Annotated in this window: 22 protein-coding genes, 2 tRNA genes and 1 pseudogene; 13 read left to right on the top strand and 12 right to left on the bottom strand. The window is 56.2% G+C overall.

Annotated features, from left to right (window positions below):
* Positions 1–56 precede the first annotated feature (56 nt).
* Entirely contained in the window at positions 57–593 is a 537-nt protein-coding gene (locus GOW56_RS15695; protein ID WP_171206465.1) for an SRPBCC family protein, read from the top strand.
* Positions 594–640: 47 nt separating this feature from the next.
* Here GOW56_RS15695 and GOW56_RS15690 read toward each other — a convergent pair whose 3' ends face one another.
* The 5 genes from GOW56_RS15690 to GOW56_RS15665 all read right to left on the bottom strand — a co-directional run bounded on the left by GOW56_RS15690 (position 641) and on the right by GOW56_RS15665 (position 6,267).
* On the bottom strand, positions 641–1,558 hold the full coding sequence (locus GOW56_RS15690; protein ID WP_171116815.1) for an endonuclease/exonuclease/phosphatase family protein: 918 nt from the start codon (positions 1,556–1,558) through the stop codon (positions 641–643).
* A 266-nt stretch (positions 1,559–1,824) separates the two neighbouring features.
* Complete coding sequence (locus GOW56_RS15680; RefSeq protein ID WP_171206462.1) at positions 1,825–2,751, bottom strand: DMT family transporter; 927 nt, start codon at positions 2,749–2,751, stop codon at positions 1,825–1,827.
* Between the two features lie 151 nt (positions 2,752–2,902).
* A complete protein-coding gene (locus GOW56_RS15675; RefSeq protein ID WP_171206461.1) occupies positions 2,903–3,925 on the bottom strand; it encodes an aspartate-semialdehyde dehydrogenase in 1,023 nt (340 codons plus the stop codon).
* 111 nt (positions 3,926–4,036) lie between these two features.
* On the bottom strand, positions 4,037–5,071 hold the full coding sequence (locus GOW56_RS15670; protein ID WP_171206460.1) for a glycosyltransferase family 4 protein: 1,035 nt from the start codon (positions 5,069–5,071) through the stop codon (positions 4,037–4,039).
* A 23-nt stretch (positions 5,072–5,094) separates the two neighbouring features.
* Positions 5,095–6,267 (bottom strand): MFS transporter, encoded by a 1,173-nt coding sequence (locus GOW56_RS15665; protein ID WP_171206459.1) that lies wholly within the window; start codon positions 6,265–6,267, stop codon positions 5,095–5,097.
* A gap of 141 nt (positions 6,268–6,408) precedes the next feature.
* On the opposite strand from GOW56_RS15665, the gene GOW56_RS15660 reads away from it, so the two are divergent.
* Positions 6,409–7,551: a DUF3095 domain-containing protein gene (locus GOW56_RS15660; protein ID WP_171171417.1), complete on the top strand. Its 1,143-nt coding sequence runs from the start codon at positions 6,409–6,411 to the stop codon at positions 7,549–7,551.
* A gap of 4 nt (positions 7,552–7,555) precedes the next feature.
* Here GOW56_RS15660 and GOW56_RS15655 read toward each other — a convergent pair whose 3' ends face one another.
* Entirely contained in the window at positions 7,556–8,326 is a 771-nt protein-coding gene (locus GOW56_RS15655; protein ID WP_171206458.1) for an aldolase/citrate lyase family protein, read from the bottom strand.
* A gap of 232 nt (positions 8,327–8,558) precedes the next feature.
* On the opposite strand from GOW56_RS15655, the gene hpaR reads away from it, so the two are divergent.
* Both hpaR and GOW56_RS15645 read left to right on the top strand, forming a co-directional pair.
* Positions 8,559–8,993 carry a homoprotocatechuate degradation operon regulator HpaR gene (gene hpaR, locus GOW56_RS15650; RefSeq protein ID WP_171206457.1) on the top strand — a complete coding sequence of 145 codons (435 nt, stop codon included), beginning with the start codon at positions 8,559–8,561 and terminating at the stop codon, positions 8,991–8,993.
* A gap of 607 nt (positions 8,994–9,600) precedes the next feature.
* Positions 9,601–10,299, top strand: a complete 699-nt coding sequence (locus GOW56_RS15645) for a fumarylacetoacetate hydrolase family protein (RefSeq protein ID WP_171206536.1) — start codon at positions 9,601–9,603, stop codon at positions 10,297–10,299.
* 3 nt (positions 10,300–10,302) lie between these two features.
* Here GOW56_RS15645 and GOW56_RS15640 read toward each other — a convergent pair whose 3' ends face one another.
* Entirely contained in the window at positions 10,303–11,523 is a 1,221-nt protein-coding gene (locus GOW56_RS15640) for a winged helix-turn-helix domain-containing protein (protein WP_171206456.1), read from the bottom strand.
* Positions 11,520–12,545, bottom strand: a complete 1,026-nt coding sequence (locus tag GOW56_RS15635; RefSeq protein ID WP_152459531.1) for a LacI family DNA-binding transcriptional regulator — start codon at positions 12,543–12,545, stop codon at positions 11,520–11,522. The genes GOW56_RS15640 and GOW56_RS15635 overlap by 4 nt, the downstream gene beginning before the upstream one ends.
* A gap of 115 nt (positions 12,546–12,660) precedes the next feature.
* On the opposite strand from GOW56_RS15635, the gene GOW56_RS15630 reads away from it, so the two are divergent.
* Positions 12,661–12,737: transfer RNA gene (locus GOW56_RS15630), tRNA-Arg, on the top strand.
* 371 nt (positions 12,738–13,108) lie between these two features.
* Here GOW56_RS15630 and GOW56_RS15625 read toward each other — a convergent pair.
* Positions 13,109–13,867: pseudogene (locus tag GOW56_RS15625) on the bottom strand (IS5 family transposase).
* Between the two features lie 126 nt (positions 13,868–13,993).
* Positions 13,994–14,563, bottom strand: a complete 570-nt coding sequence (locus tag GOW56_RS15620) for a TetR/AcrR family transcriptional regulator (RefSeq protein ID WP_171206455.1) — start codon at positions 14,561–14,563, stop codon at positions 13,994–13,996.
* A 125-nt stretch (positions 14,564–14,688) separates the two neighbouring features.
* On the opposite strand from GOW56_RS15620, the gene gntH reads away from it, so the two are divergent.
* From gntH to GOW56_RS15605, 3 genes are read left to right on the top strand one after another with little or no spacing between them, the layout of a single operon-like run.
* Positions 14,689–15,882 (top strand): guanitoxin biosynthesis MBL fold metallo-hydrolase GntH, encoded by a 1,194-nt coding sequence (gene gntH, locus GOW56_RS15615; protein WP_171206454.1) that lies wholly within the window; start codon positions 14,689–14,691, stop codon positions 15,880–15,882.
* A 54-nt stretch (positions 15,883–15,936) separates the two neighbouring features.
* Positions 15,937–17,703 carry a hypothetical protein gene (locus GOW56_RS15610; protein WP_171206453.1) on the top strand — a complete coding sequence of 589 codons (1,767 nt, stop codon included), beginning with the start codon at positions 15,937–15,939 and terminating at the stop codon, positions 17,701–17,703.
* A gap of 52 nt (positions 17,704–17,755) precedes the next feature.
* A complete protein-coding gene (locus tag GOW56_RS15605; protein ID WP_171206452.1) occupies positions 17,756–18,979 on the top strand; it encodes a HupE/UreJ family protein in 1,224 nt (407 codons plus the stop codon).
* Positions 18,980–19,187: 208 nt separating this feature from the next.
* Here the strand turns inward: GOW56_RS15605 and GOW56_RS15600 are convergent, their stop codons facing one another.
* Positions 19,188–20,531, bottom strand: a complete 1,344-nt coding sequence (locus tag GOW56_RS15600) for an amidohydrolase family protein (RefSeq protein ID WP_171172662.1) — start codon at positions 20,529–20,531, stop codon at positions 19,188–19,190.
* Between the two features lie 254 nt (positions 20,532–20,785).
* On the opposite strand from GOW56_RS15600, the gene GOW56_RS15595 reads away from it, so the two are divergent.
* A complete protein-coding gene (locus GOW56_RS15595; protein WP_171116949.1) occupies positions 20,786–21,406 on the top strand; it encodes a hypothetical protein in 621 nt (206 codons plus the stop codon).
* 243 nt (positions 21,407–21,649) lie between these two features.
* On the opposite strand, the gene GOW56_RS15590 is transcribed toward GOW56_RS15595, so the two are convergent.
* Positions 21,650–21,725 (bottom strand) — tRNA-Thr (locus GOW56_RS15590).
* A 235-nt stretch (positions 21,726–21,960) separates the two neighbouring features.
* Between GOW56_RS15590 and GOW56_RS15585 the strand changes: the two genes are divergently transcribed.
* From GOW56_RS15585 to arsB, 4 genes are read left to right on the top strand one after another with little or no spacing between them, the layout of a single operon-like run.
* Positions 21,961–22,788 (top strand): helix-turn-helix domain-containing protein, encoded by an 828-nt coding sequence (locus GOW56_RS15585; RefSeq protein WP_171206451.1) that lies wholly within the window; start codon positions 21,961–21,963, stop codon positions 22,786–22,788.
* A complete protein-coding gene (locus GOW56_RS15580) occupies positions 22,785–23,783 on the top strand; it encodes an ArsJ-associated glyceraldehyde-3-phosphate dehydrogenase (protein WP_171206450.1) in 999 nt (332 codons plus the stop codon). The genes GOW56_RS15585 and GOW56_RS15580 overlap by 4 nt, the downstream gene beginning before the upstream one ends.
* Positions 23,780–25,045 (top strand): organoarsenical effux MFS transporter ArsJ, encoded by a 1,266-nt coding sequence (gene arsJ, locus GOW56_RS15575; RefSeq protein ID WP_171116943.1) that lies wholly within the window; start codon positions 23,780–23,782, stop codon positions 25,043–25,045. The genes GOW56_RS15580 and arsJ overlap by 4 nt, the downstream gene beginning before the upstream one ends.
* Positions 25,042–26,061, top strand: a complete 1,020-nt coding sequence (arsB, locus tag GOW56_RS15570; protein WP_171172666.1) for an ACR3 family arsenite efflux transporter — start codon at positions 25,042–25,044, stop codon at positions 26,059–26,061. Before arsJ ends, arsB begins: the two co-directional genes overlap by 4 nt.
* Positions 26,062–26,088 lie beyond the last annotated feature (27 nt).

The raw sequence follows: 26,088 nt of genomic DNA, 5'->3' as shown, positions 1-26,088 counted from the left end.
ATTCAGGGCTGTTTTTGGTATACTCCACCCATTACACCTGAAGATCGGAGCCTGCCATGAAAGTCATCAAGCGCATCTTCGCTGGATTGGTCGTTTGTATTCTGGTTCTGGTCGCGGTTTCCTATCTGTTGCCGGGAAAGGCGGAAGTTTCGCGTAGCATCGCGATCGACGCGCCGCCAAGCGCCATCTTTCCTTACGTGAATTCGATGCAGGAAACCGAAAAGTGGTCTCCGTGGCTGCACCGGGACCCCGAAACCAAATTGACTTATTCCGGCCCTGCCGCCGGGGTCGGAAACACTCTGAACTGGGCGTCGGATCACCCGCAGGTCGGTACGGGATCACAGGTAATCGTCGAAAGCGTGGAAAACCAACGGGTCAAAACGGCGCTGGATTTTGGCCCGATGGGTACTGCCACAGCGTCCTTCGTCCTTGAGCCTGACGGGGCGGGAACCAGAGTGACCTGGGGGTTTGACTCGGATCTGGGCCTGAACCCCATGTCCCGCTGGATGGGGTTGATGATGGATACGTGGGTGGGCGAGGACTATGACCGTGGTCTGACCAATCTGAAAGCACTGGTTGAAAACCAAAGCTAGGCCGCTTGTTTGTATGGAAGCATGCGTCGGCGTGCTTGACCGAAGTCCTAGCCCAGTCGAAACCGGGCAAGCTTTCCCAGGTGATCGGATCCCATGAAGGGGCGCAGCTCAACCGTTCCGGTTGTGCCTTTGGGGAACAACAGGTTGTCTATCGGCAATGGGATTTTCCAACTGCCGAGGTTGTGGGTGTTCAGGACGGTTCCAAAACTTTGGTTGTTTGCGGCTGCTCCGATCCGTCTGACGCTTTCGCCCCAGGGGACCATATTGAAATCCCCGGCAATCAGAACCGGTCCTTCAAGCTGGCTGATGCGGTCGGCAATCACCTGGCTTTGCCTGGACTGGTCGTAAGGAAATGGCCAGTTCAGATGAACTGAAACAACCCAGACCAAGTCACCGCCGGGCGCTTTGACCTGTAACCCCACAAGCCCATAACCTTGCAGACAGAACTCGGAATTCTCGACAATCGGCAAGGTCGTCAGGATGGCGACGTTTTGTTCAGGACGGAATTCACAGATCGCCTGTTCGGGATAATGCTCGAACAGATTGCTCATGTACTTGCGATTGTGGCTGGAGACTTCCTGCAAGGTCACGATCTGCGCGCCTGATTCAAGGATATCATCGGCGAGCGAATACCGGGGCCAGGCTTTGCTCATCAGGTTCTTCTGGTACAGCGTCAGGCAGGAGTCGTCGCAATCGTCCGAGGGTGCGGCAACGCTGGCCGCGATGGATCCGATGGCCACCCCGGAAAAGACCAAAGTGGCCAATGCAAGATATCTGGCGCGCATGAAAAGAAGAATTACCGCGCAGGGGAGAAGCAAAACACCAGCCTGAGGCCGGAGCAGAGCGATTGAATCTCCTACGGCAAAAACCTGCCCCGTAAAGCCAATGACGACCAGTATCATCAGAACGCATGTGCATCCGATGGTCAAGGTTCTGGCAATCCTGCGTCTGGTCGAAATGTGCATGCCCTGCCTCTTTTTCCCTGCACCGGGCAGTATTTTTTCCGGACTTCTGACATCCGCCACGAACAAGGTTCAGTTTTAGGTGGCAAGCGTGTCTGGTTTTGTCAACAGGTTGGCGATTTTCACCGGGCGCAAGACTGTACCCTAGCCGAGGTACATAGCGCAGCCATGATGGATGCGGGTGATGGACCGGAAGGTGCCGATTTGGTGGGAGAGGTGATCCGAGCCGGTTCTGCTGAGCGCATTGACGGGCCACCTCGGGCGCGGACTCACCTGTGACGTTGACTGCTGATCACGGTGGTAACCGTTCGTGTTGCGCGACTTTGTGCAAGTGCAATGGCGCTCAAAACCAAGGCACAGGCCACTGCTTGCGCACCTGTGATTGTTTCACCGAAGGCAAATACGCCCACGGCAAACATTGTCGGCAGTTCAATGCTGCCGAAAACGGCCGTGCGCGATGCCCCGATGACAGGGGAACAGACGGTGTAAATCAGCTGGGGAACCAGTGCCGTCATAAGACCGATCCCGACGATCAGAAACCAGTCACTGCCGCCTGATGGCAGGACTTCGTCAATTTCCGAAGAGATAATCAAAGGGGTTAGCCCGACGACCGATCCCAACGAAACCGACGCTATCCTGGCCAAAGGAGCAATTCGCGAAAGACGGTGTACAAGCACGCATATGCCGAAGCCAAATCCGAAAGGTGCAGCCAAAGAGACAAGCAACGTTGGAATTTGGTCAATCGGTACGGATGCCGGAGACCCTGCAATGCCTGCCGCAAGAACAATCAAACCGGCCGCAACAAGGCTGCGCCGCGTCGGCGGATCGGCGAATATCGCCCAAGCGATGATGATCGTAAACACCGGGTAGGTCATGTAAAGAACACCCACCGTTGATGCTGGCACTGTTTCAAGTGCGGTAACATATCCGACCCACCCAAGCCCCATGACTGCCCCCGCAGCCATACCCCAGACTAATTCCCGCCGGTTTGAACGATGCTTAAAAAGGGTGGGCAACAATAGGATCGCCGTCAAAATGTACCGATAAAACGCAACTGCGTAGGGCGCGAGTCCCTGGTCAGTGAGACCTCGGCTGAAATAGGGTACAAAGCCAAAACAGATGGATGCAAAGAACACTCCCGCCCCGGCAAGGGCGTAGGGTATTGGATCGTGCTTGGTTGATGTTGGCCGGCCCATCTTTGACACCTACCATGCAGTATTTCCGTTGGCATCAGCAACCTGACCGAACCGTCACGTCGTCTGTAAACCGGCTATTGGAAAACGCAAAAAAACCCGCTGAACAATCAGCGGGTTTCCTGGTTTTCAAGCTTTGACGAAAATCGGGATGTCAGCCCTTTTTCAGAACCTCGCGGCCCAGAAGTTCCGCGATCTGCACCGCGTTCAGGGCGGCGCCCTTGCGCAGGTTGTCGCTGACGCACCACAGGTTCAGACCGTTCTCAATGGTCGAATCCTGGCGGATACGGCTGATGAACGTGGCGAAATCGCCCGCGCATTCGACGGGCGAGACGTAGCCACCCGCTTCGCGCTTGTCGATCACCATGATGCCCGGTGCTTCGCGCAGGATGTCGCGGGCTTCGTCTTCGTCCAGGAATTCCTCGAACTCGATGTTCACAGCCTCGGAATGGCCGACGAAAACCGGCACGCGGACACAGGTCGCGGTGACCTTGATCGACGGATCGACGATCTTCTTGGTCTCGACAACCATCTTCCATTCTTCCTTGGTCGAGCCGTCTTCCATGAAGACGTCGATCTGCGGGATGACGTTGAAGGCGATCTGCTTCTGGAATTTCTTCGGCGGCACGTCTGTGGTGGGGTTATAAACCGCCTTGGTCTGATCCCAAAGTTCATCCATGCCTTCCTTGCCCGCGCCCGACACCGATTGATAGGTCGACACCACGACGCGCTTGATCCTGGCGCGATCATGCAGCGGCTTGAGTGCCACCACCATCTGCGCGGTCGAACAGTTCGGGTTGGCGATGATGTTCTTGTTCTTGTAGTCGTGGATCGCCTGCGGATTACATTCCGGCACGATCAGAGGGATCTCGGGGTCATAGCGATACAGCGACGAGTTGTCGATCACCACACAGCCAGCCGCAGCCGCCTTGGGGGCATAGGTCTTGGTTGCGTCCGAGCCGATGGCGAACAGGGCCATGTCCCAGCCGGTGAAATCGAAGGTGTCGATGTCCTGGGTGGTCAGTGTCTTGCCGCCAAAGCTTACTTCCGTACCCAGCGAACGACGGCTTGCCAGCACGGCAAGTTCATCGACCGGGAACTGGCGTTCTGCCAGAATGTTCAGCATTTCGCGGCCCACGTTACCCGTGGCGCCGGCGACAACGACGCGATAGCCCATTTCATGTCTCCAAAGTTAAGGACGCGCGTTCATAGCCGCGTTGCAGCAAAGAAAAAAGGGTTTTCGGGTCAGATTTCGTCTGATGACACCGATTTGACGCGGCGCATCGCCTCAGGTGTCGGTCAAAAGCCGTTCGTAGAGGGCGACAAGGGTCTTTGCTTCGCGATGGATGTCGAAATTCTGCTCGACATGGGTGCGGGCGGCGAGGCCGGATTGCGCTAGGGAATCGCGGTTTTCCAGCATCCGGGCGGCGGCATCGGCCAATGCCGGGACATCGCCGGGCTCCACTACATGGCCCAATGACGGGTCGGTGACGATCTCAGAGAACGCACCGACATCGGTGGCCACGACGGGTACGCCGCAGGCCATCGCCTCCAACGGGGTCAGGCCGAAGCCTTCCCACCGCTGGGGTGCGATGAAGAGGTCCAGAACCTGATACCATTCGGCGATCTGGTCGACTGTAACCTCGGGCATGAAGAGGATACGGTCGGACAGGCCCGCCACCGCGACCTTGTCTTTCAATTCGGACAGAAAGGTGGTGTGTTGTTCCGTGGCGCGGCCCATGACGATGCCATGCACATCGTCAAAGCGGCCACATAGGTCGATCATTGCATCCACAAAGGCGTCAGTACCCTTCTGGTGGCGGATGCGGCCATAGCAACCCAGCAGCAGGCCATCAGGCAGGCCCAACCGGGTGCGAACGGCCATTTTATCCTCGGGCGAGGTAAAGTCCTGTAGGTTGATGCCATGCATGATCACCTGTGCATCCCGATCCAGATACCCGGCGGTTTTGCGCGAGGTTGCGACCACGGCATCCATCTTGTCGATCAGCCATTTGGTATAGCCCGTATGCGCCCGTTGCGACGCGCTGGTGAACACCAGTTTCAGCCGCAGCCGCAGGATGTTGCGCAGGAACAGACCCAACAGCATCTCGGTATTGCGGCGGGCGTGCCAGACGCGCAGGGTTTTGCGCGACAGAAAGGGTAGGCGGCCAAGCGGGATATGCGGGATATCGGCAGGCAGGCCCGGACCAGTGGCTGCAATGTCGATCCATTGCACCTGCAACGGCACCAGCCGCGCAATCGTTGCCGTCACGCCCGAAAGCCTGCGTTTGAGATTGGGGGCAATGACGCGCGGGTCAGACATGGGCTCTCCTGACGGGGTTAGCGTCAGTCGACGCTGTCCCGGCTGAATAGATAGATCACGCAACCAATGGCAAGCGAGATGGCAAAAAAGCCGAATATCGCTGTGTAGGGTGCAGAGGGGCTGATGTCTACCGTGGCCGCGTGGACGCGGCCGGTGACGAATTGGGCAAGGCCGACGCCTCCGATCCCGAACAGGTTCAACAGGGTCACGCCTCGGCCCACCAGATGGGGGGGAACGAAGGCCCGACCATGGGCCATGATGACCGGAAAGCTGGCCCCGGTGAACCCAATGATGGCCAACAGCAGAACGGACAGCCATGTGGCATGGTCGATCCAAACGCAAAGCAGGGTCAGTGCCACGACACCCAGCGCGTTGCCCGTGAAGATAACCCATTTCCGAGTGCCGAAGACGCGATCCAGCGGTCCGTAGACAAAGGTACCGACGATCATCGCAGACCCCATGACCAGAGTCGCGGTGCCGATCTGGGTGGTGCTGAGCCCGAAGACATCGTTCAGATACGGCCCGGCCCATAGCCCGCGCAGCGCGGCAGAGGGCGCATAGGCCACCAGCATCAAAGGCATGATCAGCCACAGTGCAGGCTCTTTCAGCAGGTCCAGAAGTGAACCCTTGTGTTCCGTATCAACCTTTGCTGGGTCACGCAGGCTCAGCCAAATACCCAAAGCAATCGCAGCAGATATCACGGCCAGCCCAACCATGGTGGCGCGCCATCCCATCCATTCGACAGCCAGCGCAGTCGGATAAGAGGCCACGAGATTGCCCACCGAGCCAACACCCAGCATGACGGCGGCCAGTGTCGCGAATTTCGCGGGCGGGTATTCGCGGGCAAAGATGAAGTAAGAAGCCATCAGAACCGGAGAGCACCCAACCCCGATCAGGCCCATGGCAACACTGACATGCAACGGTGAGGTCGCGACCGCAAAAATTGCGGATCCTCCTGCACCGCCAACCAGAAGAAGCGCGGCTGCGGTCAGCCTGGGCCCAACCTTGTCCAGCGCCCAGCCGACCGGGATTTGCATTGCAGCGAACACCAGAAACCAAAGGCCGGATGCAAAGGCCAGATCTTCGGGTGTAGCGCCGATATCGCGTTCAAGATCCAGGCTGAGCACAGCCAGAAATGCACGGAAAAACTGGCTGAGCACATAGCCCAGGCACAAAACCACCAAACCCGCCTGCATATCCCGCCTCTTTTTCGCTCATCCGAAAGGAATGCTTGGCACGCAATGATGCAACGCACAAGCATGTGTACTATGTTTCAAAACGAGGACTCGGGCCGCATTCCGGCTATCATTGCCAGAAGTTTGATTTCGAGGGGGAAAATGAAAGACCTCCATTCCGCATTTTACGAAAACCTGCCCCTGCTGAGGGATTTCACCCGTCTGGCGGACCCGGCGCAGTTTTCGCCGGTGCCCGACGACTGGTTTCTGGGGGTTGCTGACATAGTCGATTCAACCGGCGAGATCGCGCGGGGACGATACAAAACCGTCAACACCGTGGGGGCTGCTGTTATCTCGGCGATGATAAACGCGATGGGCGGCAAGTTGTTTCCCTATGTCTTTGGCGGCGACGGGGCGGCGTTTGCGATCCCCCCCAGCGAAATTGAAGCAGCGCGGGATACTCTGTCAGCCATGCGGCGCTGGGCGGAAGAAGAGTTTTCCATGCCGTTGCGTGCGGCGCTGGTGTCGGTGGCGGATATCCGAAAAGCAGGCAGGGACTTGCGCGTCGCTCGTTTTGCGCCCTCTTCCGGGGTGGATTATGCCATGTTCTCTGGCGGAGGCTTGGCCTGGGCCGAAGCAGAGATGAAAGCGGGTCATCATATGATCGCGCCTGCCGAACCGGGTGCGCAGCCGGACCTGACAGGCCTGTCATGCAGATGGTCCAACAGCCCGGCGCGGCACGGTCAGATCGTGTCACTGGTTGTTGAACCCACTGCGTCGGCAACTGAACGCGACTTTGCCGACCTTGCGCAATCGGTTCTGTCCGCGTCAGAAGAGCTGGAGCGCGCAGGTCATCCGGTGCCGACGAATGGTCCGCCCATGACGTGGCCGCCCCCCGGCCTCGACATTGACGCGCATGTTTCGCGCAACGGGCGGAATTTGTTTCTGCACAAGCTCGTTCTTCTGTTTCAGAACCTGCTGATCGCGATATTGTTCAAAACAGGCAAGAAGCTGGGACAGTTTGAACCCGAACATTACAGGATGATGGTCAGCAGCAATGCCGATTTCCGCAAGTTCGATGATGGCCTGAAGATGACGTTGGATTGTGACCCGGCCACTTTGCGACAGATCGAACACTTGCTGAAAGAAGCGCGCGGGCGCGGCAAAATCCGATACGGTCTGCACGTGCAGGACGAGGCGATGATGACCTGTTTCGTCCCGTCGGCCACACGGGACGATCATGTGCATTTCGTCGACGGTGCCTCGGGCGGATACGCCCAAGCCGCAGCGGCCATGGTCCGTTGAGCGGTTAGTCGGCTTTCCATCGTGCGGCGAGATCACGTGCCGTTTGCGTCAGCAGCATCACATCAATGCCAACCGCCAAAAACTGTGCGCCCATATCCAGATATGCCTGACGGGCCTCGTCATTTGTGGCCAGAATGCCCGGCGCTTTGCCTGCGGCCTTGATCCGCGTCAGTGCATCCCGGATAACCGCGCGCACCTCGGGTGCCGCGCTGTTGCCCTGATGGCCCATATCGGTCGACAGATCAGCAGGGCCTATGAATACGCCATCCACGCCTTCAACATCCAGGATGTCGTCCAGAGCAGCAATTCCGGCGCGGGTTTCCACCTGCAACAACAAACAAATCTCCTGATCTGCGGTCTGAATATAATCTCCGACCGATCCGTACATCGTCGCCCGCGATGCCATCGCGCCCACGCCACGGACACCGGCAGGGGGATAACGGCAGGCCCGAACCAGATCTTGCGCCTGCTCGGCACTTTCCACGATCGGAACCAGAATGGTCTGAGCACCCGCATCCAGAACCATCTTGATTAGCCAGGTCTCACCCACGGGAACCCGCACAACCACATGAGAGTCGCTTGCCGCAAGTGCCAGAAGCTGGTCCCGGATCGACCGGATATCGTTAGGGGCATGCTCTCCATCGATTACCAGCCAATCAAAACCCGCGGTTCCCATCATCTCGGCCGCTGCGGGCTCGGCAAAGCTCATCCAGCACCCGATCTGCGTTTTTCCCTTTTTCAGAGCCTGTTTGAACGCGTTTTGCTGCGCAGCCATACTGTTTCCTTTGTTGCAAAATCTTCGGCGCGACGTGGTCGCGAAAGTGGCCGTTTCCACATCTTCTTCCGTGGCGCGAAATTGTCCAGTTTTAATGCAATTTGGCGTCATCGGATTGACGGCGGCAAAGGCGCGCCACGCAAGGGTGGCGGCGACCCTGCGGTTCTTGTGCTTAAAACCGAAAGCCGAGGGTTCCCTTGCGTAAATCACGGATTTCGGCGATAATTTTGGCATGACCGACGACCTCCCACTGACGTCGCGATCTTTGCCCATTGCGCTTTTGCGGGCGCGGGAAAAGGTTATGGGACCCATCCGAGCAATGCTGGCCGACGCCGGTGTCACCGAACAGCAGTGGCGCGTGTTGCGCGTATTGAACGAAGAAGGCCCGCAGGAACCGACGCATATTGCCGAACGCGCCTGTCTGTTGTTGCCAAGCCTGACACGGATATTGCAGAAACTGGAGCATCGCGGCCTGATCTCCCGACGATGCCATCCGGCGGACCGGCGTCGCCAGATTGTCGAGATCGGTGAGCGTGGCGTTCAGATCATTCATGCCAATCAGCCCGCCAGCATGGCACAGGCGAAACGCATTCGTTCCCTTCTGGGGCCGGAAAAACACGAATTGTTGCTGGATCTTCTGAACGAGTTGAACGACCTGGATACCTGATGCCGGTCGCAGAACATGGGTGTCATCTGCAAGGACCCCGCCGGAGATTTTAGGGGCGATCTCCGACGGGGTGGCCAGACTTGGATTTGGGTTAGGCCTGGCCTGAGGCCGGTTGCGTCACGCCTTGCCTGACGGTCCGGCCTGCGCATCGGAGTATTGAAGAGCCGGAAATGTGGCTCTGACTAGGGTCTTTCGGCCCTTGGGGGAAGGGCCATGCACCTATGCTCTCCGAAACAGACTTAGGCAATTGCCGATCGTTACGTGGGTCCGCAAGTGGTTTCCTCGCGTCACTTTGGTCGCTTATGGTGCCAAGGGCGCGGTGTTGCTGTCTTCGCATCTCATAAGATGGATGCGTCAAACCAGTCTTCCTCAGTACCTAGCCCGACTTTCGTCTGAGCCAAGTGTTAACCCGATTTGTTTGTACCTTGATGCGTCCATAAAGACGGATATGCACTTGTTTTGATACGGCGGTTTTCTTTCAGGTCAGAATTGAGCAGGTTCGCGCTGAAACAACTCTTGGATAGCGGCGAAATCCAGCGCGCTTTCCCGGCTTGCTGACTGTTCTGGCAGGCGTAAGATGACGGCAAAGCAATATTCAGGAACCAACATGTCGAACAGTGTGTTTTCCCTTCCCGATCCAATCATCATCCCCATTGTTGGCGAGACCGCAGGGTATCCTGTTGGGCGCATTTTCTGCGTCGGTCGAAACTACGCGGCCCATGCTGCCGAGATGGGGAATGAAGTGGATCGCGAAGCACCTTTCTATTTCACCAAATCTGCGCCAAACGCGATTCTGACTGGTTCGACCGTCCCGTATCCAGCCGGGACCGAGAATTACCATCATGAAATGGAATTGGCATTGGCGATTGGAAAGCCTGTGTTTCGGACCACCCGTGCGCAGGCATGGGATGCTGTCTACGCCTATGGCTGTGCGCTTGATATGACCCGCCGCGACCTGCAAATCCGCGAGCGAAACAAGCAGCGACCCTGGGATCTGGGCAAAGACGTCGAAAACGGAGCGGTATTCGCACCGCTGACGCCCACCGCTGCCTGGTCACCGGACGAAAACAAACACATCCGCCTCAGTGTAAACGGCGAACTGCGCCAGAACGCGACACTGGAAGAGCTGATTTGGAAGATAGACGAAATCGTTGTGCACTTGTCCGGTTTTTACCATCTGCGCCCCGGCGATCTGATCCTGACCGGCACGCCCGCTGGCGTGGGCCCGGTTGTAGCAGGAGATGTTCTGACTGGTGAAATCGATGGGCTGGAGCCGATTCAGCTCACGCTGTCTGACGTCGAATAGACCCTATTTAGGGTCTTTCAGCCAGTCAATTGCGAACTCTACATGCGTGACGCCTGCCAGCCTACGCACCCTGTCCAGCTCAGCGTTCAGGCGGCGGGTGCGGGCGTCAGACCAGCGCACTCCGCGTTCGGGCCAGAGCGCTTTGACATGCAGCAGGTCGCGATCGCGATGCGCCTTCATGTCGATCCGGCCGATCAATCGATCGCCTTCAAGCAAGGGGAAGACGTAATACCCATATGTGCGCCTGTCTTCGGGCACGAAAATTTCGATGCGATAGTGAAAGCCAAACAGCCGCTCGGCCCGGTTTCTGTCCCGAAGCATGGGGTCAAACGGGCTGAGCACTCGGATCCGACCGGGCGGTCGCGGCAAGTCGGTTGCCCGATCCATCAATTCAGAGCGGGCAAAAGTTTTGCGCAGGCGTCCATCGGCGCAAGTGACCTCGATCTCTTCGATATTGCCTTGAGCCAACGCCGTGGCACACCAGTCTTTGGCTTCGGCGGTGGTAACCGTGCCCCAGAACGCGGCCAGCTCGCCGGACGTGGCAAAGCCCAACCGGTCCAGCGCTGCGTTGCACAGCCAATCCACGGTCGCCGTCGCATCACAGGCCATGTTCCCGGGGCACAGGCGGGTTTCGATCACACGTTCAGTCAGATCATACCGTTTCTGAAACCCGTCGCGGCCCACAACGGTCAGGGCCCCGGAACGCCACAGAAACTCCAATGCGGTTTTTGACGGGTGCCAGTCCCACCAACCGCCCGAGCCTTTCTTTTCATCCTTGCCAACGTCTGACGAACACACGGGCCCGTGGTCGCGGATGTGTTGCAAGACAGTCTCGAACTGTTGCTCGAACCCATCCCGCCGCCAGTTCTTCCAGCGGGCCTTCAACAGATCCGCATCACGCTGAAAGCGCAGATGCCAGTGCCGATAGAACGACATCGGGATCACGGCCGCATCATGTGTCCAGTGTTCGAACAGCGCTTTTTCCCTTTCATAGAGCCTTTTCAGGTTGGCGCTGCGATACGCAGGCCGTCGGGAAAACAGGATCATGTCATGAGCGCGGGCAACCGTGTTGATGCTGTCAAGCTGCACGAATCCCAACCGCTGGACAAGGTCCAGAAGCCCGGCGCCCTTGGCCGCGCCCGCGGGCCGTTCGGCCAAAGCATGGCGATCCAGAAAAATGGCGCGGGCCGTCCGGTTGTCGAGCCGCTTCAGGGGCGTATTCATCGTCGTTTCAGGGTATCGCCATAGCTGATCTTGGGGGTCAGCGTGACCCGTGTCTCGATTTCGGAATCCGGGTCCTTCAGGCGTTCAGCGATGATCTGCGCGGCCTGACGTCCTATATCCAGACGACAGGCATCCATCGTCGCCAATTTGCGCGGAAGACCCTGCAAAAGTTCCACGTTGTTGAACCCGGCCAGACCGATCTGCCCCGGAATATCCACGCCTTGCTCCAGCAGGTACAACAGACCACCGGCGCCGATCATGTCGTTGGAATAGTAAAGAAAATCCAGATCGGGCGACCGATCAAGCATGGCCTGTGTCATCTCGCGCCCCTTGGCCAGGGCAGAGCCACCGGAATAGAACTCGCGATCTTCAATCTCGATCCCGTGTTTGCCCAGCACTTCGGTAAACCCTTCAAAGCGTTTTCGGGCACGGTGATCCAATGGCATCTTGGTGCCCATGAAGCCGATATGTTGATACCCGGCCTTCAGAATCGCCTGCGCCATCTCGCGCCCGGCGCGGCGATGCGAGATGCCCACCATCGCGTCGACAGGTTTGCCGTCGGTGTCCATGATCTCGACCACCGGAATGCCCGCCGAATCCAGCATGGCGCGGGCCGCGTCAGTGTGTTCCAGCCCGGCAATGATCACGCCCGAGGGTCGCCACGAGAGCATCTCGTACAGCACTTTTTCTTCTTTTTCGGGCAGATAATCCGTCACTCCAACCACGGGTTGCAACTCGGTATCTTCGAGCACCTGATTGATGCCGGTCATCACCTCGGGAAATACCATGTTCGAAAGCGAGGGGATGATTACCGCGACCAGGTTGACCCGGCTGGATGCCAGCGCGCCCGCGATCTTGTTGGGGACATATCCCAGCTCTTTTGCGGCGGCCAGAACGCGGGTGCGGGTGGCGTCGGAAACATCCCCCCTGTTACGCAGAACCCGGCTCACCGTCATCTCTGAGACACCGGAAGCCTCGGACACATCACGAAGGGTAAGCGGGCGTTTGGTTTCACTGTTCACGGGAGGCACCTGCGTAGTTGTTTTGTCCGATGCTAGCGTGAACAGGTCGGTGTGTACAACAATTGTGCAAAGGCGATGACAACCCGGAAAATCCCGGTTACAGAAGGCAGGGCGCGGCCCCGTGGCTCAACTGGATAGAGCAGCCCCCTCCTAAGGGGCAGGTTGCAGGTTCGAATCCTGCCGGGGTCGCCAGTTTTTGTAAGTCTTTATTTTAGTGATCATTTGGCGTGCGTGGTGTCACGGGGGGTGGTGGACTTACACGACGAATTTTAAACACGAAAAGCAGGCCATGAGTAATGATAGGAACCTTGAGCAACCAAGCGGACCCGGTACGGCTTGGCGGGTTAGGATGTCTACGCCCAAATTTTTAATGGGCACCACTGATCCAGAGATGGGCAAACTTTTTGGTCGAAACATCACCAGAAGCCTTGGAGGTGTTTAGCACAAAGCAACGGCACGTAAGTTGCGCGAGGTGGAACTTAGCAAGGTTCGAGAGTTGGAATTACAAGCGCTGGCCTCAGGGCTCATAAGCAGTATATGACGATAGCCGCGAGTGCGATTGCTTACGGGAAAGCCTTCGGGCAGCGGGCGTATCGTGTTGCAACTCACCGCCAATCTTTCAACCTGCCGAACATGATCTCAATACGGTTGCGACGTTTGTAGCGTCGCTTGTCGTATCGGATGGGCTTCTTTCGCTGTCTTCGACCAGGTGTGCAGGCCTTTATCCCTTTGTCTTGTAACGCTTCTCTGAACCAATCGGCATCATATCCACGATCTCCAGGCAGCCAATCCACGTCCGGCAGACCGTTTAGCAGGGCCTTTGCACCGGTATCATCACTGACCTGACCGGCGGTCATAAAGAAGTTCAACGGGCGCCCCTGGCTGTCACAGATGGCGCTTAGCTTCGTGTTCATGCCGCCTTTGGTGCGTCCCCTCTCGGCAGCATCCTGTAGATGCGCCTGCCAGGCAGTGTATCAGTCGTCCTCGCCCCCTTTTTTGACCCCGAGGCTGGATGCCATGCGGTGCGCCTTCAGATAGGTCGCATCAATCACCACGGTCTTTTCTTCGCCGTGATCGGCGGACAGGCCCATCATCATTTCCGCGAAGATGCCCTTATCACTCCACCGCTTCCAACAGTTGTACAAGGTCTTGTGTGGCTCGTATTCCTTGGGTGCATCACGCCATCTTAACCCGTTACGATTAATGAATATAATCCCACTCAAAACACGCTTGTCATCGACGCGAGGTTTCCCGTGGGACCGCGGGAAGAAAGGCTCAAGACGCGCCATCTGCGTGTCCGTTAGTCAGAAGTGATCAGACATGTTAATCGCTCGTTTTCGAACCGTGAATCACGCCGCATAACTTAATCCAATGGGTCATGAGGCTGGTAAAACTAGTGTTCCGTTTCCAGCAAGCATCCTAATCTGGCTAGTATCCTGACTTTTTTTCTACTTTCCGACAAGAATTGCGTGTTCCCGTTCGATGACCTTTTCCCAATCGCCTTGCGCCTTCAGACCAGTCGAAGAGTCTCCCATTAGCGACGTGACCATGAGTCTTCCACGCGCTTTCGCTTCCTCATTCGAGAAACCGGCCTGTTCAAACATCCAGGCGGCAAATTGGAAGCGTTTGCCGATGGTTCTTTGATACGATTCTTTCACCTTCTCATCGGTATTCGCCCAGACTGAGACAGCGTGATCAGGCAATGCGGCGTCCTCTTCAATGACCTTTTTCATAAGAAGAAGAATTCGGTCTTCCGGGGGGCCGCCAAATGTCTTTGCCTGTGCGATCACTTTGTCAGTCAGTTCCTGCTCCCAATATCTGAGAACCTCATCCAAAAGCTCACGGACGTTTTTGAAATGCCAATAAAAGCTACCGCTTGTCAGGTTCAGTCGCTTTGCCATTGGTACGACTTTTATCGCGGAAACGCCGCCCTCGTTCAGGACTTTGTAAGCCAGCAATATCCAGTCTTCTTTGGTCGCGGCGTTTTTGGGTGAGGCTCGGGTGATAGTTTCTGACATTCAGATTACAGCATTCTTTGTTTGACATAGAGCAGTCTATGGACTTACCGTAGAGAAGTCTATGGTTGACTGGTAGTTCACGACATCGTGCTCTCCTAAGCAACATGCAGAAAAGGGGGGGATCAATGAATAGCATTATGAATTCCACGACTGGCGCACTATTGGCATTGGGTTTGTCGTTGGCTGGCACCGCTTCAGCGCAAAACGCGCTGCCGACTGGTCGAACTGCTTCTGCAATTGAAAATGGTGTTTATCCCGCGTCATACTTTCCCAACACTGAAATCCTTGGCGCGGATGAGATGCGTATCACTGCATTGGGGACGGGGATGCCCAACCAAACCAAAGCTGCCGTTTCGATTTCATTTTATGTTGAACTAGGAAATGGAGACGTTTTCCTGTTTGACGTGGGCACGGGTGCAACTGGAAACTTGTTTTCATTGAGACCGGATTTTGCGAAGGTCGATAAGGTCTTTTTCAGTCATTTGCATGTAGACCACGTTGGAGACTTCATGGGTCTTCATGTTGGGGGTTGGCTTTCGGGCAGATATACTCCGCTCCGCGTCTTCGGCCCGTCCGGATCAGAGGATGAACTGGGCACCAAAGCCTATGTAGAAGGAATGTCAAAAGCCTATGCTTGGGATCTGGCCACACGTACGGGGGCGCTGCCGGATGATGGTGCCAAGCTTGAAGTTACCGAATTCGATTACATGCAGGAAAACGAGATCGTTTATCAGGAGAACGACGTAACTATCCGGTCCTGGCCTGCCATCCACAGCCTAGATGGCTCGGTGAGTTATTCTCTGGAATGGAATGGGCTGAAATACGTCTTTGGCGGAGATACTTACCCAAACAAATGGTATGTAGAATATGCCAAAGGGGCGGATATCGCTTCTCACGAGGCTTTTCTGCCACCTGATGCTTTGGCCCCATATTTTGGCTGGGACATGAAACAGGCAACCTATGTAGCCACGCGCGTTCATACCGAACCTGCGGCGTTTGGCAAAGTGATGTCTGCGGTCGAACCGCGTATGGCGCTGGGGTATCATTCTGTTCTTTCACCCGAGAATTATCAGGCGATTTTGGAAGGTGTCCGTTCGACTTACGATGGACCGCTCACACTCGCGCGAGATCTTCAGGTGATCAACGTGACCAAGGACAAGATCGTTGTTCGGGAAGCGAGTGTTGATGACTATGCGTTGCCACCTGCTGTGAGCGACGAGTACATCACTGCCCAACGTTCAAAAGAAAAAGAGCCGTCCGACAAAGTCAAAGCGGGAAAATGGGAGGGTTACACGCCACCGCCAATGCCGGATAATTAACGTTCAGGGGTGAACAAAATTCCGATTTGGCAGTATCTGTACCGACTATTCCTGATGCTGAGCCTGATGGCCTCAGGTGCACGCGCCGTTTCGGCGGATGTCGTTCTGACTAACGGATCAGAAGTCGCCCCCAACATCGCTGTCCTTCATATCAAAGACGATGGGGTCTACGTCGACCTTGAGATCTATATCGAAGATATTCCGTTGTTTACTGATATGTTGCCAATCGGTTGGTCATCGGATTTCGTCGAGGGTGAGCCGGAGGCTAAACAAGAGACCAATCAAGGTTTTGCCCAAGCCGAAAGCCGGGCGTTATCGATTGTTGGAAGGGACAAACAGCCCCTAATCGCTGAAATCAGAAATTTAGAATACCGAACACGCATCGACCGGGCCTCGCCACTTGCAGGTCAGCGGAATCCATTCTCGGGTCAAATTGTTCCCAGCCCGCCAAAAGATCCGCGTGTTCTGTTCGTCAAAGTGTTCTTTGCGTTTCAAAACACAGTTCCCAACGAGCTGACTATAATGCCTCCATCGCGGGATGGTGAACCACTGGCGACTATCGGGATGCAGGTTTTTGACCGTGAGGTTCCGGTCACCGATTTCAGCTTCTTGTCAAAGCCGGCAGAGTTAAAGATTCACTGGCCTGATCCGTGGGATAGCCGTTTTTCTGCTGAAAGCCTAAATCGACAAGCGCAGGACGGGACATCCACCTTTCTCTACATCGAACCTCGTGAAGTTCGGCATGAGACGCTGATCCGCTTGCGTGAACTGGCGCCTTGGATTGGTGAAACTACCGAAGTCGGTCAAACACTTTCGCCACAGCGTAGCGCCATGATCGTAAACCAAGCGGCGTCCTTCCTGGCTTCTCGTAACCCGGTGACAATTGATGGCAAATTAGTGCAACCGTCGAACGCTACAGCAAAGCTCCTGGAGCTGACATCGCAGGGTTATCAGGTTGTCGAGTCTGGAAAGGAAGTGTCCGTGAACAATGCGTTTATCGGGGCTATCCTGTCTTTCTCATCGGCAGACCTTCCCAATCAGGTGACAGTCACATGGGATATGTTTGACGAGGAGATTTCCCGCGTCGCAACGATTTCAAACGATATCGCAGGGCCGTTCTTTGGGGCTGTTTCATCTGCTGACCCGCAGTTTCACTGGCAGAACCACCTGCTCCAGTACCAAAGAGCATCTGTTACTCAGATTCCAGTTGAGCAGCAGAAACGGCAGGACCCGGCTTTGGCGTTGATCGCCGGGATTATCAGCGCCGTCTCACTCGGTTTTCTCCTGCTAACCAGGGACAAAGTCGCAAAGTGTGCCAGTCGCGTGACTATGATTGCCGCTGCTTCGGCAACGTTTGTATTTTCGGGATATTTGCCGGAATTACCCTGGAATAAGCCCGAGCCCCCTGAGCAGCAGGTTGCGGAAGACATACTGCGCTCGATGGTCAAAAACTTGAACACGGTGACCCTGGAAACTTCGCCGGCAGCAAGAAAGGCGGAGCTGGCCCACATTGTAACGGCGGCATCTCTGGGCGACATCGCAACAGAGGTAGAGCGTGGTCTCGTGATCCGAACGCCAGGAGGCAGTCTTGCTACAGTTACAGATATTAGTGCCCTGAAAGTAGAGCGCGTTGACCCGACCCTTAAACCGGGTGGATTCAGAACTCTGGCAAAATGGACAGTGAAAGCCCAAGGTGGTCATTGGGGGCACGCCCATTTACGCGCGGTTACGTTCCGAGTGCTGGCCGAGGTCATACCTGAGTCAGGGCAATGGAAGCTGGATGGATTAACTGTAATCGAGGCTCGCGATCCAAATGCATAAGTATTTAAGATCAAAGGTTTTTACTTTCGGCACTCTGTTTGTGGGTGTGTTTTTGTCACTGACGCTGTCAGCCTCGGCGCATTTTTTGCTTAACCTCAACGTTCGAATTTCGCATGTCGAGCATTCCGAAGGCGGTCTGCGTGTCTACATGCGTACGCCCATGCCTTATCTTGTTGCAGATAAGGTCGGTGATCAGAATGGTGATGCCTTGCCGGAAGCTGCACCATTCACGACCAATGCCATGAGCGACGGTCAGTTAGTCCACTTTGTCGACTTGCAGGCTTTCATGAGCGATCCCAATGGGCTGGGGCAATTCGCGGAAGGTGCGTTGCATCTGTTGGTCGACAATCAGCGCTTGAGAGGAACAGTTAAGTCCGTTCGCTTGCATCGCGTTGGAAGTGAGCCCGGATTTGCAACTTTGGCCGAAGCTCAACAGGCCGTGGACACCGAAACGGCCTTAACGCCACCGCTTTTTGTTGGTGATACGATTGTCGATCTCGTCCTGTATTATGAGACTGACGGCCCGATCCAATCGTACAGCATTTCTAACGTGCTAGACCCCGGCTTGCCGGATCAGCACCAAACGGCCAACCTCATTCTCGACTACGCGTCTGACACGCCTCAGATATTCCGATCTCGGGGCCTGATGACTGAACCATTGGTGGTTCAGAAGAAGGGGTATGGAGGATTCCTCAGTTTCGTCTGGGAAGGCATACGACATATCCTCGAAGGGTTGGATCATGTTTTGTTTGTTGTGTGTTTGGTCATCGGAGCGCAGACACTCAGGGCACTATTGCTGCGTGCAACCGGTTTTACCGTTGGGCATAGCGTGACGCTGTCTCTGGGGTTCTTCGGGTTTGTGCCATCGGGCGCGTGGTTTGTTCCTGCCGTCGAAACCGGGATCGCGATTTCTATTATTTTTGCAGCCGCAGCAGCGTTTATGAGTTTCAAGGACAACGCGCGTTCTGAGGTCACGATGGTGCTTCTGACGACACTGATTGGCCTCCTGCATGGTCTTGGATTCAGTTTTGTGTTGCACAAGATATTGCAGGTCACATCCCCAAACATCTGGCAGAGCTTGCTTGCTTTCAACCTTGGCGTCGAGCTTGGCCAAGTTGCCATTATTCTTGCACTCTGGCCTGCCTTGATAATGTGTCGGCGCGTGAACTCCAGTTTGTGGATGTCCCTACGAGTGGGCTTAGCCGTTGGGTGTGCGGCTATCGCCTGCTTTTGGACCTTTCAGCGAGTTGCCGAGGTTTATTCCACGTTGGCTTAGGCTCATTGCGAAGGCGCGTGCCGTGATTGTCGCCAAAGACATGCAGACTTCGGCTGTTCAGAAGCATAAGACAGATTGGGCTCAGACCGGTCATCTGACGGTTTCAGTAGGTCATTGAGTCGGTTCAATCGGCATCAAGGTCAGCAAGGCGGACTCTTCGGTCATTCGCGTGCAACACCAGTGTCTATCTTGACCCTTGGCAAATGGCTCAGGCCAGATTGTTCTTGTGAACTTTGCCGTTCTTCATAATCACATCGAAATTGTCCGCAGAGGCCATGACCGTAAGGTCGGCAATCGGGTCTCCGTCCACGAGCAGAATATCGGCGTAGGCTCCGGGTTGGATGACACCGACTGGACCAGCCTGGTAGGGATTACGCGGGCCGGTCAGGTCCCAAAGCTGTCCATTCAGACCTGTCGCCTGCCGCAGAATCTCGGCGTTGCTGAACCATGGCGTCCTGAGCTGCAATTCCTCCAACTGCGTTGCTTTCGTTTCCCTCGATCCGACGAAGTCTGTTCCGAGTGCAATCTTGGCGCCAGATTCTCGCGCTAGTCGAAGCATGGCATCGAGACCATCAAACGCCATCTGTTGGCGCTCTGCTTGGGCGGGCGAGAACCCTGCCGGAATGTCTGCCGCGAAGAAGCCAACCTGGGTTGAAAGCCAGACGCCTTTTTCCACGGCCAACTCCATCGACTCGGGCGTCATGAGGTTGCAGTGTTCGATACATTGGTAACCTGCCTCAATAGCCGCCCGAACCGATGTGTCCATGTATGCGTGCGAGGTCGCGTAAGTGTTCCAACGTTTGGCCTCGTCTACTGCCGCTTCGAGTTCTGCCGGCGAATACTCGTTGATATCCAATGGGTCGTAGAGGCCGGTCACGGCGCCACCTGAAAAGACTTTGATGAAGTGCGCACCCTGCCGAAACTGCTCGCGTGCAGCCGCCAGAACTTCAGGAACTCCGTCTGCAAAAAGTGTGATCCCAAGTCGCTCCGCTTCCGTGAACGGCGGCCCGCCGAAGGCTCTCGGACGCACAGACCGCGGCCGAAGGTCGCCATGACCGGCGGTCATTGAGATCGCAGCGTTTGACGCCTGAATACGCGGGCCGGGGTGGAGGCCTTCGTCTATGGCGCGAGCCAAACCGAGAATGCCGCCACCGGTATCTCGAACACTGGTAAAGCCACGCATCAGGGTGGCTTCACTTTCGCTCAATGCCAATGCAGCAATGTAATCTGGACGTGCCGTCAGGAAGCCAGCTGGGTCCTGGTTCCACTGTAGGTGTACGTGCATGTCGAGGAGCCCCGGCATCAGGGTCCGCCCATCCCCATCGATGCGCGGCACCTCTTGCGCAGCATCGGCAGCGGGCGAGACATCCTTGATCACTTCCCCTTCGACAAGGACGTTCGTGAGCTCGGTCAATTCATCGGACATCCCGTCATAAACACGCACGTTCGTGAAGAGCGTGGCATCCGGGGCTTGAGCACGGACTCGCGCCGGGACCAGCGCCAGCGCAGTGGTCGATGCGAGACTGGACAAAAATGCGCGTTTGGTGATCATAACTTAACCCTCAAGATGACGAAGAAGTTGTTGAAGGCTACCTCAGGCGCGCGTGTAAAACCATCCGGTAAACCCGATGAAAAGGGTGACGTAAGGTATAGAGTTTTTAAGGCGTTGAACTGCAGGTCATCCTGCTTTGCAAGAACGTCCGCTTTGAGTGCGTTGTACAAATACCGACATAAGAACATAGTAAGAACATCTCTTTCTTTGCGGAAGCTTCTCCCTTATGATTTCGATAAAATCTGGAGAAGCAGATGGGCGGTATTGGAAGTGGTCGGCACTGGCATTGGGGAGCAAAGAACACGACTTCCGACTATCGCAGCATCGATGCGCGGCGCTGGGCGCGTGAGGGCTTTCTGACGCCTGGACGACGCTTTTCATGGCAATGGTCTATCGAAGGCAAAAAAGTCGCCAGCATCGATGTACTGGCAGAGCATGGGTGTGTGAGACTCATCTATCGCAGCCGAGACCACGGCGACGAGTGGGAGAGCCTCGACTACCCGGTGCGATTGCTTTCTCAGCCTTGTCATTACGGGGGCCATCGCTACTGGTTCGCTTGCCCAGCGCGCGGTTGCGGTCGACGTGTCGCTAAGCTCTATGGTGGGCGTATTTTCGCGTGTCGTCATTGCCACCAACTCGCATATCCGTCCCAGCGAGAAACTACTTTTCAACGTAACCAAAGGCGTGCTGATAAAATACGCGAACGCCTGGGTTGGTTGAACGATCCGGATCTGATGGAAGGAACGAAGCCGAAGGGGATGCACTGGCGCACGTATTATCGCCTTGTTGCGGAGTTGGAGCATTGGGAGGAAATGTCGAACAAGTCGCTGCTGCGATACTTGGGTAGGCTGGCAGTTAACCTTAAGGCAACGTGAACTCAGAGCACTTCGGGGGGCGGTGAATTCTTCACCGTGCTTCTTTCGCTAGACCCGCCGTTCAGGCTTTCGCGTGCTTCCGCAGTTCAACATTTGTTTACACCAACAGTCACCAACCTTCGGAATCCCTAAATATCCATCGGAAAACGCGGACACGGTGTTACAAAGGGTGGATATCGGGGTGGATAGAAAGGGCAGGAAAACTGATAATACCTTTTAAATCAAATATTTACATCTGAGATTTGGTGCCGCTGAAGGGACTCGAACCCCCGACCCCATCATTACGAATGACGTGCTCTACCAGCTGAGCTACAGCGGCACCGTAGGTCATACCGAACACATTATGACCGGATGCGAAGCTTCGTTTAAACTGTCAGTCTGGCGCCTGCAAGCCCGGTTGTAACCGTTTTGGCGTTGCTCAGTACGGCCGGGCCTTAAGTTGTGAACCGAAAGCCTGTGGCCAATCTTTCAAATTGGCGCTCTGATCCGTGAATTTTTTGTGACGACGCGGAATGAAATTGACTCACTCTCTATATTTCAATAATTCATGAAATATGATAGAACAGATAACCGATCAATTGACCATCCTTGGCCACCCGCAGCGCATCACCGTGTTTCGCATGTTGATGCGACGGTTTCCTGACAGGGTTCCCGCGGGCGAGCTGGCGGCGGAGCTGGATGTCAAACCCAGCACCATGTCGAACTATCTGAATGCTTTGCAGCGGTCGGGGCTGGTGAAACAGGAACGATCCGGGACGTCTCTGCTCTATTCGATTGAAATGAAAACTGTGCAGCAAATGCTCGATTTCCTGATCTTGGATTGCTGCCGTGGCCGCCCGGATATCTGCATGCCCTTTCCCAAAGACACCGCGACGAACCGAAAGTTCAATGTGCTGTTCATTTGTTCTGGCAACTCCGCCCGTTCGATTTTTGCCGAATCCTTGCTGCGACAGATCGGCGGCGACCGGTTCAACGTTTATTCGGCCGGGACGCGGCCCAGTTCAGAACTCAATCCCTTTGCTGTGCAGGTTCTGCGCGACAAGGGGCACGATATCTCGTTCCTGCGGCCGAAGAATCTGTCCGAGTTTTCGGCGCCGGACGCGCCCGTCATGGATTTTGTCTTTACTGTCTGCAATCAGGCCGCCAACGAGGAATGCCCGGCTTGGGAGGGTCAACCGATAAGTGGCCATTGGGGCGTGGAAGATCCGGTCAAGGCCGAAGTTACCGACGCCGAGAAAAGTCTGGCCTTTCAAATCGCCTACGGTGCGCTGAAGCGCCGGATTCAGGCCTTTTCATCATTGCCGGTCGAAAGCCTTGACCGGATCGCATTGCAATCCGCCGTCGATGAAATCGGGCGTACGCCTACCGAGGAAACGAAATGACCACCTACGCACTGAACGGCCTTGGCCGTATGGGAAAACTGGCCCTGAAGCCTTTGCTTGAAAAAGGCGCTAAGATAGCCTGGATCAACGATGCCGTCGGTGATCCCGAGATGCATGCGCATCTGCTGGAGTTTGACACCGTCCATGGGCGCTGGGACGCGGAATTCGACCATGATGCAGACAGCATCACGGTCAACGGTACCCGCCTGCCGTTCGTTGGCACAAAAGACTTGAGCGCGTTGCCGCTGGACGGTGTTGATGTGGTGATCGACTGCACCGGCGTGTTCAAGACCGAAGCGAAGTTGGCACCGTATTTTGACGCTGGGGTGAAGAAGGTTGTTGTCTCTGCTCCTGTCAAGGACGGGCCGACGGCCAATATCGTCATGGGTGTAAATGACGGAACCTACGACCCCGCGGCGCATAAGATCGTGACGGCGGCCTCGTGCACGACAAACTGTCTTGCGCCTGTCGTGAAGGTCATTCACGAAAACCTGGGCATCCGCCATGGATCGATGACGACGATTCACGACGTAACCAATACGCAGACAATCGTGGATCGGCCTGCCAAGGATCTCAGGCGCGCACGCTCGGCCCTGAACTCTTTGATCCCGACCACGACCGGGTCGGCCACGGCCATCACTCTGATCTATCCGGAACTCAAAGGTCGTCTGAACGGCCATGCGGTTCGGGTGCCGTTGCTGAACGCCTCGCTGACCGATTGCGTGTTCGAAGTTGAGCGTGAAACCACGGTTGAAGAGGTCAACGCCTTCTTCAAAGCCGCTGCCGAGGGCGAACTGAAGGGCATTCTGGGCTATGAGAGCCGCCCGCTGGTGTCCACCGATTACACCAATGACGAACGCTCTTCGATCGTCGATGCGCCCTCGACCATGGTTGTGAACGGGACGCAGGTGAAAATCTATGCGTGGTACGACAACGAGATGGGCTATGCGCATCGGCTGGTGGATGTCGCGCTGATGGTCGGGGCATCATTGTGACGCAACGCCCCGAAGGACTGTCGGCCTATATCGCGGTCACGGCTGCCTATTGGGCCTTCATGCTGACCGACGGGGCGCTCAGGATGTTGGTGCTGTTGCACTTTCACACCCTGGGCTTCTCGCCGGTGCAACTTGCCTATCTGTTTGTGCTTTATGAAATCGCCGGGATTGTCACCAACCTGTCCGCCGGTTGGATCGCCGCACGGTTCGGGTTGACCTCGACCCTCTATGCAGGGCTAGGGGTGCAGATTGTCGCGTTGCTCGCCATGACGCAGCTTGATCCGAACTGGACCGTCGCGGCTTCGGTCACTTTTGTCATGATCGTGCAAGGGGCCAGCGGAGTGGCCAAGGATCTGGCCAAAATGTCTTCGAAATCGGCGGTCAAATTGCTGGCTCCCTCCGAAGGAGGCGCGTTGTTTCGATGGGTTGCGGTTCTGACGGGTTCGAAAAACGCGGTCAAAGGGCTGGGATTCCTGTTGGGTGCCGCCATGCTTGCAACACTGGGCTTCCTTCCGGCAGTGCTTGCCATGGCCGCCGCTCTGGCGGTGATCCTGGTCGCGGTGATGTTGTTCATGCCAGCGGGCCTGCCGAAGGGGCGCAAGGGCGCAAAGTTCTCTGAGGTTTTTTCAAAATCAGCAAATGTGAACTGGTTGTCCGCGGCGCGTGTCTTCCTGTTCGGCGCGCGGGACGTCTGGTTCGTGGTCGGCATCCCGATCTATTTCTATGCTGTTCTTTCAGATGGCACCGAAGAGGGCAATCGGGCCGCGTTCTTCATGATCGGAACATTCATGGCGGTGTGGATCATCCTCTATGGCGCCGTGCAAGCCAACGCGCCAAGGATTCTTCGTGCGTCAGATCGAACCGAAGGTGATCTGATCCGTGCCGCACGCAGCTGGGCGGCGATCCTGTTCTGTGTTCCTGCGGCTCTGACACTGGCTGTTTTGCTGTCAAATGGGCCCGAGACCTGGCTGACCCTGACGCTGGTCGCAGGGCTTTTGGTCTTTGGTGCGATCTTCGCGGTCAACTCATCGCTGCATTCCTATCTGATTCTTGCCTTCACCCGGTCCGAGCGTGTGACGATGGATGTCGGCTTTTATTACATGGCAAACGCGACGGGGCGGTTGGCCGGCACCGTCTTGTCTGGCCTGACCTATCAGGTCGGGGGGCTGCCCATGGTGCTGGGCACAGCGGCCGTGATGGTCGGGCTTGCCGCGCTGACCTCTGGCAAACTTACGGGTCAAACGGCTGAGGCGCTGTCATGAGCATTTTTGAACGGTATCTCACGATCTGGGTTGCGCTTGCGATGATCGGTGGCGTCCTGATCGGACTGGCCGCGCCGGGGCTGGTGCAGCTGGTGGCAAGCGCCGAAATTGCCAGCGTCAACCTGGTGGTGGCAGTGCTGATCTGGGCAATGGTTTACCCGATGATGGTAAACGTCGATTTCGGCGCAGTCGCCGGAGTCGCCCGCCAGCCACGTGGTCTGATTGTGACGCTGGTGGTGAACTGGCTGATAAAGCCTTTCACCATGGCACTGCTGGCCGTCCTGTTTTTCGACTATGTCTTCGCGCCCTGGATCGCGCCCGAAGATGCGGCGCAATACACTGCCGGTCTGATCCTGCTGGGGGCCGCCCCTTGCACCGCCATGGTGTTTGTATGGTCGCAGCTAACCAGAGGCGACGCGACATACACGCTGGTTCAGGTCTCGGTCAATGATCTGATCATGGTCGTGGCATTTGCGCCGATCGTGGCCTTTTTGCTGGGTGTCACCGACATCGAAGTGCCGTGGCAGACTTTGGTTTTGGCCACGGTCCTTTATGTGGTGCTGCCGCTTGTCGCCGGGTTGATCACCCGCCGCAGATTAGGCTCTAAACAAGCGATAGAAGCCTTTTCTTCGCGGGTGAAACCGTGGTCCGTTATGGGATTGATTGCAACCGTGGTCATCCTGTTCGGCCTGCAAGGTCAGACCATTCTGGCGAAACCTACGGTCATCGTTCTGATCGCCGTTCCCATTCTGATCCAAAGCTATGGGATTTTTGCCATTGCCTATGGCACCGCTTATGCGCTGAAGGTTCCCCACCGGATCGCAGCGCCCTGTGCCATGATCGGGACATCGAACTTTTTTGAATTGGCCGTTGCCGTCGCAATCAGCTTGTTCGGTCTTCATTCCGGCGCGGCACTGGCGACGGTCGTGGGGGTCCTGGTCGAAGTGCCGGTGATGCTGTCGCTTGTGGCTTTCGCCAACCGAACACGCCAGCGTTTCCCGGAACCTGCAACATGACAGAACCGGTCAACGCGGTAGGGCGAT

The organism is Ruegeria sp. HKCCA0235A (genome assembly GCF_013033235.1).
In the GTDB taxonomy this organism is placed as follows: Bacteria; Pseudomonadota; Alphaproteobacteria; order Rhodobacterales; family Rhodobacteraceae; genus Ruegeria.
Note: the sequence above shows the minus strand (reverse complement) of the source record. Positions and strands in the feature narration are given on the sequence as shown.